Raw genomic sequence first — 14,325 nt, 5'->3', positions numbered from 1 at the left:
CGGGCCGGTCGTTCCTGTCACGGGCGAACAGGGCGGGCGTTTAGCATCGTGGCTTATGCGTCCGTATCACGTTGCGATTGTCGGTTCGGGTCCGTCGGGTTTCTTTGCTGCGGCGTCGTTGTTGAAAGCGGCGGATTCCGAGGCGGGTTTCGATGTGGCGGTCGACATGTTGGAGATGTTGCCGACGCCGTGGGGTTTGGTGCGTTCGGGGGTGGCGCCAGATCATCCGAAGATCAAGTCGATCAGCAACCAGTTCGAAAAGACCGCCCAGGACGAGCGGTTCCGCTTCTTCGGCAACATCGGGATCGGCGAGCACATCAGCGCACCGGAGCTGGCGCAGCAATACGACGCGGTGGTCTATGCGATCGGCGCCCAGTCCGACCGGCCGTTGAACATCCCCGGGGAGGACCTGCCAGGCAGTGTCGCCGCGGTCGACTTCGTCGGCTGGTACAACGCCCACCCCCACTTCGAGGACATCTCCCCCGACTTGTCAGGTGCGCGCGCCGTCGTCGTCGGCAACGGCAACGTCGCGCTCGACGTGGCGCGCATTCTGGTGACCGAGCCAAACGAACTCGCCAAGACCGACATCGCCGATCACGCGCTGGAGTCGTTGCGGCCCAAGGGCGTCGAAGAGGTGATCGTCATCGGTCGCCGCGGCCCGCTGCAGACCGCGTTCACCACCCTTGAGCTGCGGGAGCTGGCCGACCTGGAGAACGTCGATGTGATCGTCGACCCGGCGGACTTCGAGAACATCACCGAAGAGGACGCCGCGGCGGTCGGCAAGGTGTGCAAGCAAAACATCAAGGTGCTCAAGGGCTACGTGGGTAAAGAGCCGCGTCCGGGACATCGCCGGATCGTGTTCCGCTTCCAGACCTCCCCGATCGAGATTCGCGGCGAGGGCCGCGTCGAGAAGATCGTGCTCGGTCGCAACGAGCTGGTGACCGACGACAGCGGACGGGTGATCGCCAAGGACACCGGGGAACGTGAAGAGGTGCCGGTGCAGTTGGTGGTCCGCTCGGTGGGCTATCGCGGCGTTCCCACCGAGGGCCTGCCGTTCGACGAGAACTCCGGGACCATTCCCAACAGCGGCGGCCGAATTGAGGGCAGCCGCAATGAATACGTCGTCGGCTGGATCAAGCGCGGCCCGTCCGGGGTGATCGGAACCAACAAGAAAGACTCCCAAGACACCGTCGACGCGCTGATCGCCGACCTCACCGCGGCGACCGACCTGCGCGAATTCGGCGCCGACCACGCTGACGAAATCGCCGCGTGGCTGACCGAACGTCAACCCAAAATCATCACCGATGCGCACTGGAAACTGATCGACGAGCACGAACGCTCAGCCGGTGAGCCGCATGGACGACCCCGAGTCAAACTGGCCAACGTGGCCAAGATGCTCCACATCGGCCACGGCTGACGCGCTACTCGGGGGGCTCGGCGGGCGCGGGCGGATCGGGCGGCTCTGGCGGCACGAAGGCCCACTTTTCCGGATTGCGCTGCGAGTACATCACTGGCTTCAACTCCCCGATCGCCGGCCAATGGTCGACGTCGGAGGTGATCCGCTGGTAGACGGTGAAGTCGCTGACCGTCGGCCCGTCGATGACGCCGGTGACCGTCACGTATTGCTCGCCGACGGCGTCGGGCCGGGGGCTGACACCCGTGATCAGCAGCGTGCCGCTCAGCCAGTCGCTGCCGGGGCGCTGACGGAACATCCGTGGGGCCAGCAGGCTCGCGGCGATGGCGATGAGCAACAACACCGCAAGGATTTCCCACACGACGCCATGGTAGGTCCACAGAGTCAGGTTGATGCGATCCGATAGTCGGGATGCCAGTGCACGTGGGCGATCCGCTCGGCCAGCTCCGCGCTACTTCGCTTCGGGGCCACGCCCTCGGCCACCGCCTGCTCGCCAACGGCCTGCGCAATGCGGATGGCCACGTCGGGTGCCTCCGACCACGACGGCAGCAGCGGCTGGTTCGGATCGTTGAGGGCCGGCGACGCGTCGCCGAGAGTCGCCGCGGCCGCCCGCATCATCTCGTCGGTGACCCGGTTCGCTTGCGCCGCAGTCACGGCCAGACCGATCGCAGGAAAGATATAGACGTTATTACATTGCGCCACAATGTATTCCACACCATCACGCTGGATCGGCGCAAACGGAGAACCGGTGGCGATCAATGCCCGACCGTCGGTCCAGGCATCCAGCTCCGCGGGATGCGCCTCCGCGCGGCTGGTCGGGTTCGACAACGGAAAGATGATCGGTCGCTCGGTTTTACTCGCCATTTCACGCACAATCGATTCCGTGAAAGCTCCTGCAGCGGTGGATAATCCGATCAGAACGCCGATATCGGCGTTGTGGATGACGTCGGCGAGCTGCGCCGTTCCGGACACATCCCAATCGGCAACACGCTCTGCGGGCTGGGCGAAGTCGCGCTGCGCGTCCGACAGATCGGTGCGGTCCTCGGTGAGCAGGCCGGCCACATCGACGACCCAGATTCGTTCTGCAGCAGCCTTTTCGGACAGCCCCTCGGTCACCATCTCACGGCGGATCATGTCGAGGACCCCGATGCCGGCCGAACCGGCCCCCAACATGACCACGTTCTGCTCCGACAACGGCCGATCGGCGACTTTCGCGGCACCGTGCAGCGCGCCGAGGGCGACGGCCGCGGTGCCTTGGATGTCGTCGTTGAATGTGAGCAGCGTGTCGCGGTAGCGGCCGAGGATCGGTAGTGCATGGCTCGTGGCGAAGTCTTCCCACTGCAGTAGGACATCGGGCAGCGCCTTGCGGACGGCGGTGACGAAGCGGTCGATGAACTCGTAATACTCGTCGTCGTCGATGCGGCGGTGGCGCCAGCCGAGGTAACGCGGATCCTGCAGGAGTTCGACGTTGTCGGTACCGACGTCGAGCACGATCGGGAGTGTGCGGGCCGGATCGATGCCGCCGATCAGTGTGTAGAGCGAGAGCTTGCCGATCGGAATGCCCATGCCACCGATGCCTTGATCGCCCAAGCCGAGGATGCGCTGGCCATCGGTCACCACGATCACGTCGATCTCGCGTTGCGGGCGGTTCGCCAACACCTCGTCGAGGCAGTCGCGATCTGGATAGGACACGAACAATCCCCTTGGCCGCCGGTAGATTTCGCTGAAGCGTTGGCAGGCCTCGCCGACGGTCGGCGTGTAGACGATCGGCAGCGATTCGGGAATGTGGTCCCGCAGCACCCGGTAGAACAGGGTCTCGTTGCGATCCTGCAGGGCGCGCAGGTAGATGTGCCTGTCCAGATCGTCGCGCCGCGTGGAGAACTCATGCCAGCAATGCGCGGCTTGCTCGTCTTGCGTCTTCACCGCGGTCGGCAGCAGGCCCAGCAAGCCGAGTTTACGTCGCTCAGCTTCCGTGAAGGCGGTGCCCTTGGTCGTCAACGCGTCGAAAAGGGCGGCTTGTCCTCGCTTTTCGTCAGACATCATCGACGTCCCTTCTGATGTTGCCGGTGTTGCCGGGCGCGACCGCGACCGCGGCCTCACTTCTAATCCTGCGTCCCCGGGGTGAACGGATTCGAAACAAGCCCGCGTACGCGAGAATGCGGAGTCGACGACTACATAGATGTGAGGCGAAAGGCGGCGCATGAGCGACGACGACCTGGCGGTGGCATTGACCCTGGCCGAGCAGGCCGACGAGGTGACGCTGGCCCGCTTCGGTGCGGTCGACCTGAAGGTCGACACCAAGCCCGACCTGACACCGGTGAGCGACGCGGACCACGCGGTCGAAACGGGTCTGCGCGAGACACTCGCCCGGGTCCGCCCCAACGACAGCGTTCTCGGCGAAGAGTTCGGCGGCACAACCACTTTGGCCGGCCGCCAGTGGATCATCGACCCGATCGACGGCACCAAGAACTTCGTCCGCGGCGTGCCGGTCTGGGCCAGCCTGATCGCCCTGCTCGACGATGGCGTGCCGCAGGTCGGCGTGGTCAGTGCGCCCGCGCTGCAGCGACGGTGGTGGGCCTCGGCCGGCGCGGGCGCTTTCGTCGCAGTCGCCGATGCACCAGCCCGGCGGCTCTCGGTTTCCTCTGTGGCGCAACTGGATTCGGCGAGCCTGTCGTTTTCCAGCCTGTCCGGCTGGGCCGAACTCGGGTTGCGGGACCGCTTCGTCGCTCTCACCGACGAGGTCTGGCGGGTACGGGCGTTCGGCGACTTCCTGTCCTACTGCTTCGTGGCCGAGGGCGCGGTCGACATCGCCGCCGAACCCGAGGTGTCGGTGTGGGATCTGGCCCCGCTCGACATCCTGGTCCGCGAGGCGGGTGGGCGATTCACCAGCCTCGACGGTGCGACAGGCCCGCATGGCGGGAACGCGGTGGCGACAAACGGCCTCCTGCACGACCGGGTGTTGCGGAAACTGTCCGCGAACTAGCCGCCACGTGTGAACTAACTAACAGGCGCCTTCTATCTTACTTTGGAGTAAGGTAGTGGCATCGCACTGCCCCAACGACCGAGGCTGCATTCATGACAAACACTGTCACCTCCACAAACGGCTCCCGAAATGGCTCCAAGCAGCGCCCCAACCGCGGCCGCAGCACGTCCACCATTGGGGAGCAAACCCACAAGCGCACTGGCATCGACGTAGCGATCGGCCTGCTCACGCCTATCGTCGGCCAGGAATTCCTCGACAAGTACGGCCTGCGCGACCCGCTGAACCGGACTCTGCGCTACGGCACGAAGCAGATCTTCTCCGCCGCCGGCGCCGCGAACCGGCAATTCAAGAAGGTCGAAAACCTGCGCGGCGGGCCGACCCGATTGAAGACCAGCGGTAAGGACTACTACGACCTGACGCCCGACGACGACCAGAAGATGATCGTCGAGACGGTCGAGGAATTCGCCGCAGAGGTACTGCGCCCGGCCGCGCACGACGCCGATGCGGCCACCACGTATCCGCCGGATCTGGTGAAGAAGGCCGCCGAACTCGGCATCACCGCGATCAACATTCCCGAGGAGTTCGACGGCATCGCCGCGGAACGATCCAGCGTCACCAACGTGCTGGTCGCCGAGGCGCTGGGTTACGGCGACATGGGCCTGGCCCTGCCGATTCTGGCGCCGGCCGGCGTCGCCGCCGCCCTCACCCACTGGGGTAGCGCGGGCCAGCAGGCCACCTACCTCAAGGAGTTCGCCGGCGAGAACGTTCCGCAGGCCTGCGTCGCGATCGCCGAGCCGCAGCCGCTGTTCGACCCGACCGCGCTGAAGACCACCGCGGTACGCACGCCGAGCGGCTACCGGCTCACCGGCGTCAAGTCGCTGGTCCCCGCGGCCGCGGACGCCGAATTGTTCATCGTGGCAGCGCAACTCAACGGCAAGCCGGCACTTTTCATCGTCGAGTCGTCAAGCGAAGGCCTGACCGTCAAGGCCGACCCGAGCATGGGTATCCGGGCCGCCGCGCTCGGCCGGGTCGAACTGGACAACGTCGCGGTGCCGCTGAGCGCACGGCTGGGCGAAGACGACGCGACCGACACCGACTACTCCGAAGCGATCGCGCTGTCCCGGCTGGGCTGGGCCGCGCTGGCGGTCGGCACGTCGCACGCGGTGCTCGACTACGTCATCCCCTACGTCAAAGAGCGCGAAGCATTCGGCGAGCCCATCGCTCACCGGCAGTCGGTTGCCTTCATGTGCGCCAACATCGCGATCGAGCTCGATGGCCTGCGCCTGATCACCTGGCGCGGAGCGGCCCGGGCCGAGCAGGGCCTGTCGTTCGTCCGCGAAGCCGCGCTGGCCAAGAAGATCGGCACCGACAAGGGCATGCAGATCGGGCTGGACGGCGTGCAGCTGCTCGGTGGCCACGGCTACACCAAAGAGCACCCCGTCGAGCGCTGGTACCGCGACCTTCGAGCCATCGGCATCGCCGAGGGCGTCGTAGTTATCTAACTTCCCGAAAAGCGACGAAAGACCAATCATGGCAATCAATTTGGAACTGCCCGGCAAGATGCGCGCAGTGATCGACAAGGCCCACCAGGGCGCGGCCGAGATGATGCGGCCGATCGCTCGCAAATACGACCTCAAGGAGCACGCCTACCCGGTCGAGCTCGACACACTGGCCGATCTCTACGCCGGCGCGTCGGAGTCCAACACGCTGGATATGGCCGGCGCCAACGGTCTTCGCAGCAGCGAGAGCAACGGCGAAAACCGCAACGCCGCCAACATGGCCGCCGCGCTGCAGGCGCTTGAGGCCAGCTGGGGCGACGCGGCCATGCTGCTGTCGATTCCGTACCAGGGGCTCGGTAACGCGGCTGTGTCCGCCGTCGCCACCGACGAGCAGCTGGAGCGGCTGGGCCGGGTCTGGGCCGCGATGGCGATCACCGAACCGGGGTTCGGTTCCGACTCCGCGGCGGTGTCCACCACCGCGAAGCTGGACGGCGACGAGTACGTGATCAACGGCGAGAAGATCTTCGTCACCGCGGGCTCGCGCGCCACCCACATCGTGGTGTGGGCGACGCTGGACAAGTCCAAGGGCCGCGCGGCGATCAAGTCGTTCATCGTCCCGCGCGAGCACCCCGGCGTGACCGTCGAGCGGCTCGAGAACAAGCTGGGCATCAAGGGTTCCGACACCGCCGTCATCCGGTTCGAGAACGCCCGCATCCCCAAGGACAACCTGCTCGGGAACCCCGAAATCGAGCCGGGTAAGGGCTTTTCCGGGGTGATGGAGACCTTCGACAACACCCGTCCGGTCGTCGCCGCCATGGCCGTCGGTATCGCTCGCGCCACATTGGAAGAGCTGCGCAAGATCCTGACCAACGCCGGCGTCGAGATCTCCTACGACAAGCCCGCCCAGGTGCAGAGCGCCGCAGCGGCCGAGTTCCTCCGGATGGAGGCCGAGTGGGAGTCCAGCTACCAGTTGACCCTGCGCGCCGCGTGGCAGGCCGACAACAACATCCCCAACTCGAAAGAGGCGTCGATGTCCAAGGCCAAGGCCGGCCGGGTGGGCAGCGACATCACCCTGAAGGCGGTCGAATTGGCCGGCACCATCGGCTATTCGGAAGAGACGCTGCTGGAGAAGTGGGCCCGCGACTCGAAGATCATGGACATCTTCGAGGGCACCCAGCAGATCCAGCAACTGGTGGTCGCGCGTCGACTGCTGGGCCTGTCGTCGTCCGAGTTGAAATAAGGCACGCGGCGCCGGGCTCGAACCCGTCCCGGCTTAGGCGGCCGAACCTGGCCGCATCAGTTCTTCGAGGTCAGGCAACGGCCGCTGGCAGAGCTTGCGAGCCCGCTGGCGGGACAGCCCCAACATCAGCAAGATGTCTTCAGTGACCTGGTCGGTCGCTTCGCCCTCGTCACGCTCCGGCTCGTCGTTAAACAGCTGCGCCAAGCCCAGCAGCGCTCCACCCACCACAGCGACGGCCAGTTGCGGATCGGCGACCTGAAATTTCCCGGCCGCCGCGGCGTTGGTGATGTCCCGCTTGGCACGTGGGGCCAGCCCCCGCTCGGAGGTGATCAGCGCCAACCCGTTGTTCACCAGCACCCGGCTCATGTCGGGACGCTGCCTGAGCAACCGCCCACATAGCCGATAACTCTGCGCGAACATCTCGGCAGGATCTTCGAGGGTGGCGGTCAGGGTGTCCAGCACCGCTCCGAGCGCGTCGAGGACCTCGTTGACGGCCACCTGAAAGAGCTGTTCTTTGCTCTCGAAATGGTTGTAGAACGACCCGACGCCCACGTCGGCGGCTTGGCTGATGTCCTGGACGGGAACGCTTAAGCGGCCCGCGGCAATGAAGTCTTGGGCCGCTTTGATCAGCGCGGCGCGAGTGCGCTGTTTGCGCCGTTCCAGACGGTTGGGCGGTTGGCCGTCATCGCTCATGCTGATCTCCTTAGCATCCGCCGAACCGAACTACAGGCTACATCACTTCTGAATTATTCTTCACAATAGCTTGACTGAAGCATCCTTCCTAAGTGAAGATAGCTTCAATGTTTCGAAAGGAGGCGCGATGACGCGTCACGCCGAAGCCCATCGAGATCTGCACAGTGAGCGGGGCGCGCGCAAGGGCGAACACTGTGGCCGGTCGCGCAACCCGGTCATCAAGGTGCACGACTTGGCATGGCTGGAATTTGAAAAACCCGACCTGCAGCGTGCCGAGGTGTTCGCACGTGCGTTCGGGTTCGCCACGGTGTCACGGTCAGCCGACGAGCTGCAGTTGCGCGGCACAGCAGCCGGCCCACCATGCATGATTGTGCGCCGCGCGCCTCGCTCGCGCTTTGTCGGCACGGCGTTCGCGGCGCAAGACGAAGCCGATGTGCTACGCCTGGCCAAAGCCACCGGCGCGCCGGCCCGCAGGTTGCCCGACTCCATTGGTGGCATGGGGGTCGAACTCGCCGACCCCAGCGGCGTTCCCGTGCGCGTCGTCGCAGGCACGCACGACCTGACCGCGCTGGCTGCGCAGAAACCCCACACCTACAACTTCGGGCAGGAGCTGCGGCGCGCCAACGCCGTCCAACGCCCTCCGCGCGAGCCAGCACGCATCGAGCGACTCGGTCACGTCGTGCTCCAGACCAACAAATACATCGAGGCCCTCAACTGGTATCTGGACAACCTCGGCTTGATTGTCAGCGACTTCCTGTTCTTCCCCGGACAGCGTGACCGCGGGCCGGCGATGAGCTTCATCCGCTGCGACCGCGGCATGACCCCCGCGGATCATCACTCCCTGGCGATGGCGTTGGGGCCGGTCAATCGCTACGTACATTCCGCCTACCAGGTATGTGATCTCGACGCGTTGGCTGCCGGCGGCGAATACCTGAAAGAACTTGGGTACCAAAGGTCTTGGGGCATCGGCCGGCATATCCAGGGCAGCCAGATCTTCGACTACTGGCGCGACCCGGATGGGTTTCTGGTCGAGCACTTCAGCGACGGCGACATGTTCGACTGCACGCTGGAGCCGGGCTGGGCGCCATTCACCGGCTCGGGACTGGCGCAGTGGGGCCCTGCGGCAACCAAGGACTTCCTCGGACTGAATCCGAGATCCCTTCCACACGAGGCTCGCTCGATGGTCGAGGCGCTTCGGCAAGACAACGAATTCGACTTCCGCCGTCTGATCGGCCTGATGAAAGTAGCAAGCTCATGACGATTTCGATTCTGCGTACCGCTGAGGGCTGGTGGGTTCAGACCGCTAACGGTGCAGCGAAAATCGCGACCACCGCCGCTACCACCGGACAGTTGCTCGCCGACCGCGCCGCCATCGAGGCCGCCGCCCACGGCACCGACACCGTGGCCGCCGATACCCTGACCCTGCTCTCCCCCGTGACGAAGCCGTGCCGGGTGGTGGCCCAGATGACCAACTTCGCATCCCATGTTCGCGATGCGGGCATGGATCCCAAGACAATTCCGCTGACGTTCTTCCGTAAGTCGTCGGCGTCGATCACGGGGCCGTTCGACGACATCGTCAAACCCGCTCACGTCCGGTTCCTCGACTACGAGGTCGAGATAGGCCTGGTGATTGGCCGCGACATTCCGGTCGGCACAATGATTTCGGAATCGAATTGGTTCGAGTTCGTCGCCGGTCTGGTCGTCACGAATGACGTGTCCGCTCGGGACATCCAGTTACCGCAGACCCAGTTCTACGAGGCCAAGTCGTATCCCACCTTCACGCCGGTTGGACCCGCGCTGGTGCTGCTCGACGCCGACGAACTCAAGCGCTTCGGTGATCTGCGCTTGCGCCTGAAGGTCAACGGTGAAGTTCGTCAGAACATGGTCGTGGACGGCGACATGCTGTACAAGCCGGTACAGGCGCTGCAATCGCTGGCCCGTTTCCAAGACCTCGCCGCCGGCGACGTCATCCTGACCGGTACCCCAGTGGGTACCGCGCTGAGCGCACCACCCAAGCCGATCGAGATCATCGGCTCGCTGTTGCCGCCCGCCGTCAAATGGAAGGCCTTCTTCAAGCGGCAAGCCGGCAACGCCAAATATCTGCACGACGGCGACGTCGTCGAGGCCGGCGTGGCGACCGACGACGGCGCCATCGACCTGGGCGCGCAACGCAGCATCGTGCGATTCGCGACATGAGCGAAGAATCCGTCCCCGTCGTCATCGTGGGTGCCGGCCCGACCGGGATCACCGCCGCAACATTGTTGGCGCAGTACGGGATTCAGTCCCTCGTCTTAGAGCGCTGGGACGATGTCTACCCGCAACCCCGCGCGGTTCATCTCGACGACGAGATCCGTCGCATCCTCAATCGACTTGGTATCAGCGATGACTTCGCCGCGATCTCACGCCCGGCGCTGGGGCTTCGGCTACTCGATCCCGAGTTTGGCGTGCTCGCGCAGTTCGACCGGAATGCTACCGAAAGTGCCAATGGATTCCCGCAAGCCAACATGTTCGACCAGCCGGACTTCGAGGCGCTGCTGCGCAGAAACCTGGCGAACTTTCCCAACGCGAGCATCAGAGGCAATTGCGAAGTCGTCGATGTCAGCCAAACCGAGTCCGGCCGGGTTCGGGTGACCTACGCCGACCGCGGCACCGGCAAAGGTCACATTGTCGACGCCGCTTACGTTTTGGGCTGCGATGGCGCTAACAGCCTGGTGCGTTCTTCGATCGGTTCCACGATGCGGGATCTGCGGTTCGAGCAACGCTGGCTCGTTGTCGATGTGGCCACCGATGTCGAGCTCAACCAGTGGGACGGCGTACATCAGGTATGCAGTCCAGAACGTGCTGCGACCTACATGCGGATCGGAGCCACCCGCTACCGATGGGAGTTCCGGCTGCTGGCCGGCGAGACCGCTGACATGTTCGGCAGCTGTGCTGCCCTTCGCGACCTGATCTCACCGTGGCTCGGCCACGTCGCCGAACACGACCTTGAGTTGGTACGCGTGGCCGAGTACACCTTTCGCGCGCAGTTGGCGAACAAGTGGCGTGACCGCAGGGTGTTCCTTCTTGGCGACGCAGCGCATCTCACGCCGCCGTTTATCGGCCAAGGCATGGGTGCGGGACTTCGCGATGCAATGAACTTGGCCTGGAAGCTTGCCGGCGTGCTGAACGGAGCCCTTTCCGACGACGTCCTGGACAGCTACCAGCAAGAGCGAAAAACACATGCGCGCATGTTGATCGGCCTCGCCCTCGTGATGGGGTGGGCCATGACCGCCGGCGGCCGCGCCGGCGATGCTATGCGGCGAATGGTCGTCCCGCGCCTGCACCTGATTCCGGGAATGCGAACCAGGATCGCCAACAGCCGAACCCCCGCCCTGCGCAGATCCGCGCTGGTGGTCACGCGGCACCGACGGCCACGATTGGCAGGCAGCTTGTGCCCCAATCCTGTGCTACCGGAAGGTGTCCGGCTGGACACCGCGCTTGGCATCGGTTTCGCCGTGATCACCACCACGCAGTTCACCGCGCGACAGCATGAGCTGCTCCGCCAACGAGGCGCGGCCGCTCTCACCGTCAAACACACCAGCGACCTAGGCCGCTGGTTGCAGCGTGCCGGCGCGACCGCCGCGATTATCCGTCCTGACCGCACCGTGATGCAGGCCGGGCGTCGATTGTCCAGCCTTTGCGACGCTGTCCCGTCGTTCACACCCGCCGCCAAGCCAGAGAGGGCGAATCAGTGCTGATCCGCGGAATAGACAGGCAAGTTCCGGTATATGACGCCGACATCTACAGTCGCGATGCCATCGTCGATCCGTATCCGCATTATCAACGGTTGCGAGACCTCGGCCCAGTGGTGTGGTTGACCAAGCACAAGGTATACGCGTTGCCCCGCTATGCCGAGTGCAAGTCCGTACTACGTGACGACGGCACCTTCCTGTCGGGAAGCGGCGTTGCGCTCAACGGGATCGCCAACCGCATGTCGCGGGGTACGACGCTCAACAGTGATGGCGCCGAGCATGATCGGCGGCGCAAGCTGCTCGCGCACGGACTACTGCCACGTGCACTGCGATCGATCGGCGACAGGGTGGACGGTATGGCCGCCACGGTCGTCGACGCCGCGCTCAACAGCGGCGAGATCGACGGCGTCAACGATCTTGCGGCCGCCCTGCCGCTAGCCGTAGTCCCCGACCTCATCGGCTGGCCGCGAGATCAACGCGACCACCTTGTCGAATGGGCAGGGGCAACTTTCGATACCCTCGGCCCTCTCAACCGGCACGCAATCAGGGCCATGCCCAACGTGCTTCGAATGCTGCGATTTGCCCGCCGAGTCGTGCGCGAACGCACCTTCCTCGAAGGCAGCATCGCAGATGAACTGCTGAAAGCCGCCGACCAAGGCAAGCTGTCGCACGCCGAATGCCCGGCACTGATGGTCGACTACCTCGCGCCGTCGATCGACACCACGATGAGCGCCATCTCGAACGCGATGTACTTGTTCGCCCGCCACCCCGAGCAGTGGCAGTTGCTCAAAGGCGAGCCAGCCCTCATGGCGAACGCGATCAACGAAGTGATCCGCTACGAGCCACCACTGCGCGCATTCACCCGCCGGGTGAGCCAGCCGGCTGAAATCACCGGTGTGAGAATCCCATCCGGTGCCCGCGTCCTGGTCATGTACGCCTCGGCCAACCGTGACGAACGGGAGTGGGAAAACGCTTCGGTCTTCGATATCCGCCGTGACGCCGGCCGCCAGATAGGCTTCGGACAGGGCGCGCACGCGTGTGCCGGTCAAAGCCTGGCGCGCTTGGAAACGACCGCGATGCTCTCCGCGCTCCTCAAGCGAGTAGACCGCATCGAAGTCACCGGTGCGCCAACGTGGGCGATCAACAACGTCATTCACCGTCATGAACGCTTGCCCCTCAAGCTGATTCCCGTTTAGCTACCTAGGAGTGTCATGCACGTCGCATTCATTGCGGTATCCATCCTGTTGGCGCTGGAGATGGCTGGCGCCGGTGTGCCAAAGCTTCTCCAGCTCAGCGCCGTTCGCGGCAGCGCCGAACATCTCGGCGTCGGCGTCGGGCTGCACCGAACGATCGGGGTAGCTGAGGTCGCCGCGGCCGTCGGTCTGGGGGTTGGAATCGCTTATCCCCCATTGGCAGTCGTGACCGCAGCAGCGGTGTGCCTGCTCATGTGCGGGGCCGTCGGCTACCACATCAAAGCCGGCGACAAGGCCTCGATCATGCTTCCGGCGGTGCTGACCGGCATGGCGGCGATCATCGTTGCGCTACTGGCCGCAGCGTCGACGAGATAATTTGGGTGCCAACCACTTATCAAGGCATCAGCATCTGGGGCCATCCCAGGGAGGGACAGACCATCGTCGAGAAGCTGGGCCAGTTCAAGACCGCAGCCCAGTCGTTACTGCACCGCGAAGACACCGTGCCCGCGCTCTCGCACAGCCGAGGAGGAGATCGTGCTACGCATTGACACTCACCACCACCTGATCCCGCCTGACTATCGAAAAGCGCTGCGGCAAGCCAATTTGCTCGACGCCGGTGGACGCGCACTGCCCGACTGGAGCCCCGAGGCGTCGCTGCAGACGATGGCCGAACTCGGGGTCGGCACCGCGATCCTTTCGGTATCAACGCCGGGCACTGCATTTTTGCCCAACCCCGCCGATGCCGCTGCACTGGCCCGCGACCTCAACGACTACACCGCCGACGTGGTTGCGGCCCGGCCCGACCGGTTCGGCCACTTCGCCACCGTTCCACTACCGCACCTCGACGAGTCCGCCGCGGAAGCCAAACGGGCACTGGATGATTTGGACGCTGACGGTGTCGTGCTGCTGGCCAACAACGCCGGAATGTATCTCGGCCAAGACGGCCAGGACGCTTTGTTCGCCCCCCTCAACGACCGCTCGGCGGTCGTCTTCATCCACCCCGCCGACCTGCCGGGCCCTGCCGTGGCGGACGTCCCGCCGTTCGCGGCCGACTTCCTGCTGGACACCACCCGAGCCGCATACTTGTTGATGCGCAACGGCATCCGCGCCCGGTACCCGAAGATACGTTTCATCCTGAGCCACGCGGGCGGGTTCGTGCCCTACGCCAGTCACCGAATGGCCGTGGCCATCACCGCCGACACCGGCCGCAGCCCCGCCGATGTCCTCGACGACTTCGCCGGCTTCTACTTCGACACCGCGTTGTCCTCAAGTGCCGCAGCGCTGCCCACGCTGCTGGCGTTCGCGAAACCGGGCCACATCACCTTCGGATCCGACTTTCCGTATGCCCCCACCGCCGCGGGAAAGCTGTTCGCGGCGGGCCTGGAGGCCTACCCCGGGCTCGACGCTGATACCCGGGGCGCCATCGAGCGCACCAACGCGTTGGCGCTGTTCCCCCGGCTCGGCGCTGCGCCGCAACCGATCCCGCAGTCATCGGTTCAGCGGCTGCGGCATACCTTCAGCCGCTCGGTGATGCGCGGGATTGCGCGGATGACGAACGTCAGCTAACGACGT

Annotated in this window: 13 protein-coding genes and 1 pseudogene; 11 read left to right on the top strand and 3 right to left on the bottom strand. The window is 65.0% G+C overall.

Translation table 11 applies throughout. From position 1 onward, the window contains the following. Positions 1–55: 55 nt before the first annotated feature. The gene (locus tag A5658_RS23170) at positions 56–1,417 is read left to right on the top strand and encodes an FAD-dependent oxidoreductase (RefSeq protein WP_067340703.1); all 1,362 of its coding nucleotides are present in this window, start codon (positions 56–58) and stop codon (positions 1,415–1,417) included. Positions 1,418–1,421: 4 nt separating this feature from the next. Here the strand turns inward: A5658_RS23170 and A5658_RS23165 are convergent, their stop codons facing one another. Together A5658_RS23165 and A5658_RS23160 are read right to left on the bottom strand one after the other, a co-directional pair. Continuing rightward, positions 1,422–1,775 (bottom strand): hypothetical protein, encoded by a 354-nt coding sequence (locus tag A5658_RS23165; RefSeq protein WP_067340702.1) that lies wholly within the window; start codon positions 1,773–1,775, stop codon positions 1,422–1,424. A gap of 23 nt (positions 1,776–1,798) precedes the next feature. Continuing rightward, positions 1,799–3,457 (bottom strand): NAD-dependent malic enzyme, encoded by a 1,659-nt coding sequence (locus tag A5658_RS23160; protein ID WP_255361360.1) that lies wholly within the window; start codon positions 3,455–3,457, stop codon positions 1,799–1,801. A 157-nt stretch (positions 3,458–3,614) separates the two neighbouring features. On the opposite strand from A5658_RS23160, the gene hisN reads away from it, so the two are divergent. The 3 genes from hisN (at position 3,615) to A5658_RS23145 (ending at position 7,136) form a co-directional block, all read left to right on the top strand. Then, positions 3,615–4,397: a histidinol-phosphatase gene (gene hisN / locus A5658_RS23155; protein ID WP_067340696.1), complete on the top strand. Its 783-nt coding sequence runs from the start codon at positions 3,615–3,617 to the stop codon at positions 4,395–4,397. A gap of 92 nt (positions 4,398–4,489) precedes the next feature. Beyond that, positions 4,490–5,899, top strand: coding sequence for an acyl-CoA dehydrogenase family protein (locus tag A5658_RS23150; protein WP_067340693.1), 1,410 nt, complete (start codon positions 4,490–4,492; stop codon positions 5,897–5,899). Positions 5,900–5,927: 28 nt separating this feature from the next. Continuing rightward, positions 5,928–7,136: an acyl-CoA dehydrogenase family protein gene (locus A5658_RS23145; RefSeq protein WP_067340690.1), complete on the top strand. Its 1,209-nt coding sequence runs from the start codon at positions 5,928–5,930 to the stop codon at positions 7,134–7,136. 33 nt (positions 7,137–7,169) lie between these two features. On the opposite strand, the gene A5658_RS23140 is transcribed toward A5658_RS23145, so the two are convergent. Beyond that, positions 7,170–7,829, bottom strand: coding sequence for a TetR/AcrR family transcriptional regulator (locus tag A5658_RS23140; RefSeq protein ID WP_067340687.1), 660 nt, complete (start codon positions 7,827–7,829; stop codon positions 7,170–7,172). Positions 7,830–7,956: 127 nt separating this feature from the next. Here A5658_RS23140 and A5658_RS23135 point away from each other — a divergent pair, with 127 nt between their 5' ends. From A5658_RS23135 to A5658_RS23110, 7 genes and pseudogenes are all read left to right on the top strand, one after another. Further along, a complete protein-coding gene (locus tag A5658_RS23135; protein ID WP_067340684.1) occupies positions 7,957–9,087 on the top strand; it encodes a VOC family protein in 1,131 nt (376 codons plus the stop codon). After that, positions 9,084–10,025 carry a fumarylacetoacetate hydrolase family protein gene (locus A5658_RS23130; RefSeq protein WP_067340681.1) on the top strand — a complete coding sequence of 314 codons (942 nt, stop codon included), beginning with the start codon at positions 9,084–9,086 and terminating at the stop codon, positions 10,023–10,025. The genes A5658_RS23135 and A5658_RS23130 overlap by 4 nt, the downstream gene beginning before the upstream one ends. After that, positions 10,022–11,566, top strand: coding sequence for a bifunctional 3-(3-hydroxy-phenyl)propionate/3-hydroxycinnamic acid hydroxylase (locus A5658_RS23125; protein ID WP_067340677.1), 1,545 nt, complete (start codon positions 10,022–10,024; stop codon positions 11,564–11,566). Before A5658_RS23130 ends, A5658_RS23125 begins: the two co-directional genes overlap by 4 nt. A gap of 350 nt (positions 11,567–11,916) precedes the next feature. Next, a complete protein-coding gene (locus tag A5658_RS23120) occupies positions 11,917–12,756 on the top strand; it encodes a cytochrome P450 (protein ID WP_369830558.1) in 840 nt (279 codons plus the stop codon). Between the two features lie 15 nt (positions 12,757–12,771). Then, entirely contained in the window at positions 12,772–13,128 is a 357-nt protein-coding gene (locus tag A5658_RS23115; protein ID WP_082993376.1) for a DoxX family protein, read from the top strand. Beyond that, a pseudogene (locus A5658_RS27755) lies at positions 13,116–13,301 on the top strand (hypothetical protein); the annotation flags it as partial. The gene A5658_RS23115 and the pseudogene A5658_RS27755, both read left to right, overlap by 13 nt. Beyond that, positions 13,288–14,319 carry an amidohydrolase family protein gene (locus tag A5658_RS23110; RefSeq protein WP_067340674.1) on the top strand — a complete coding sequence of 344 codons (1,032 nt, stop codon included), beginning with the start codon at positions 13,288–13,290 and terminating at the stop codon, positions 14,317–14,319. The pseudogene A5658_RS27755 and the gene A5658_RS23110, both read left to right, overlap by 14 nt. Positions 14,320–14,325 lie beyond the last annotated feature (6 nt).

Source organism: Mycobacterium sp. 1245111.1, from assembly GCF_001673405.1.
Taxonomy (GTDB): Bacteria; Actinomycetota; Actinomycetes; order Mycobacteriales; family Mycobacteriaceae; genus Mycobacterium.
The sequence above is the reverse complement of the archived record's forward strand: the minus strand, read 5'-3'. Positions and strand labels throughout refer to the sequence as shown.

Bases quoted from the DNA above. Each gene is read 5' to 3' on its own strand.
- A5658_RS23170 (WP_067340703.1), top strand. From the start codon at position 56: ATGCGTCCGTATCACGTTGCGATTGTCGGTTCGGGTCCGTCGGGTTTC.
- A5658_RS23135 (WP_067340684.1), top strand. From the start codon at position 7,957: ATGACGCGTCACGCCGAAGCCCATCGAGATCTGCACAGTGAGCGGGGC.
- A5658_RS23125 (WP_067340677.1), top strand. From the start codon at position 10,022: ATGAGCGAAGAATCCGTCCCCGTCGTCATCGTGGGTGCCGGCCCGACC.
- hisN (WP_067340696.1), top strand. From the start codon at position 3,615: ATGAGCGACGACGACCTGGCGGTGGCATTGACCCTGGCCGAGCAGGCC.
- A5658_RS23140 (WP_067340687.1), bottom strand. From the start codon at position 7,829: ATGAGCGATGACGGCCAACCGCCCAACCGTCTGGAACGGCGCAAACAG.
- A5658_RS23120 (WP_369830558.1), top strand. From the start codon at position 11,917: ATGGCCGCCACGGTCGTCGACGCCGCGCTCAACAGCGGCGAGATCGAC.
- A5658_RS23115 (WP_082993376.1), top strand. From the start codon at position 12,772: ATGCACGTCGCATTCATTGCGGTATCCATCCTGTTGGCGCTGGAGATG.
- A5658_RS23150 (WP_067340693.1), top strand. From the start codon at position 4,490: ATGACAAACACTGTCACCTCCACAAACGGCTCCCGAAATGGCTCCAAG.
- A5658_RS23145 (WP_067340690.1), top strand. From the start codon at position 5,928: ATGGCAATCAATTTGGAACTGCCCGGCAAGATGCGCGCAGTGATCGAC.
- A5658_RS23130 (WP_067340681.1), top strand. From the start codon at position 9,084: ATGACGATTTCGATTCTGCGTACCGCTGAGGGCTGGTGGGTTCAGACC.
- A5658_RS23160 (WP_255361360.1), bottom strand. From the start codon at position 3,457: ATGATGTCTGACGAAAAGCGAGGACAAGCCGCCCTTTTCGACGCGTTG.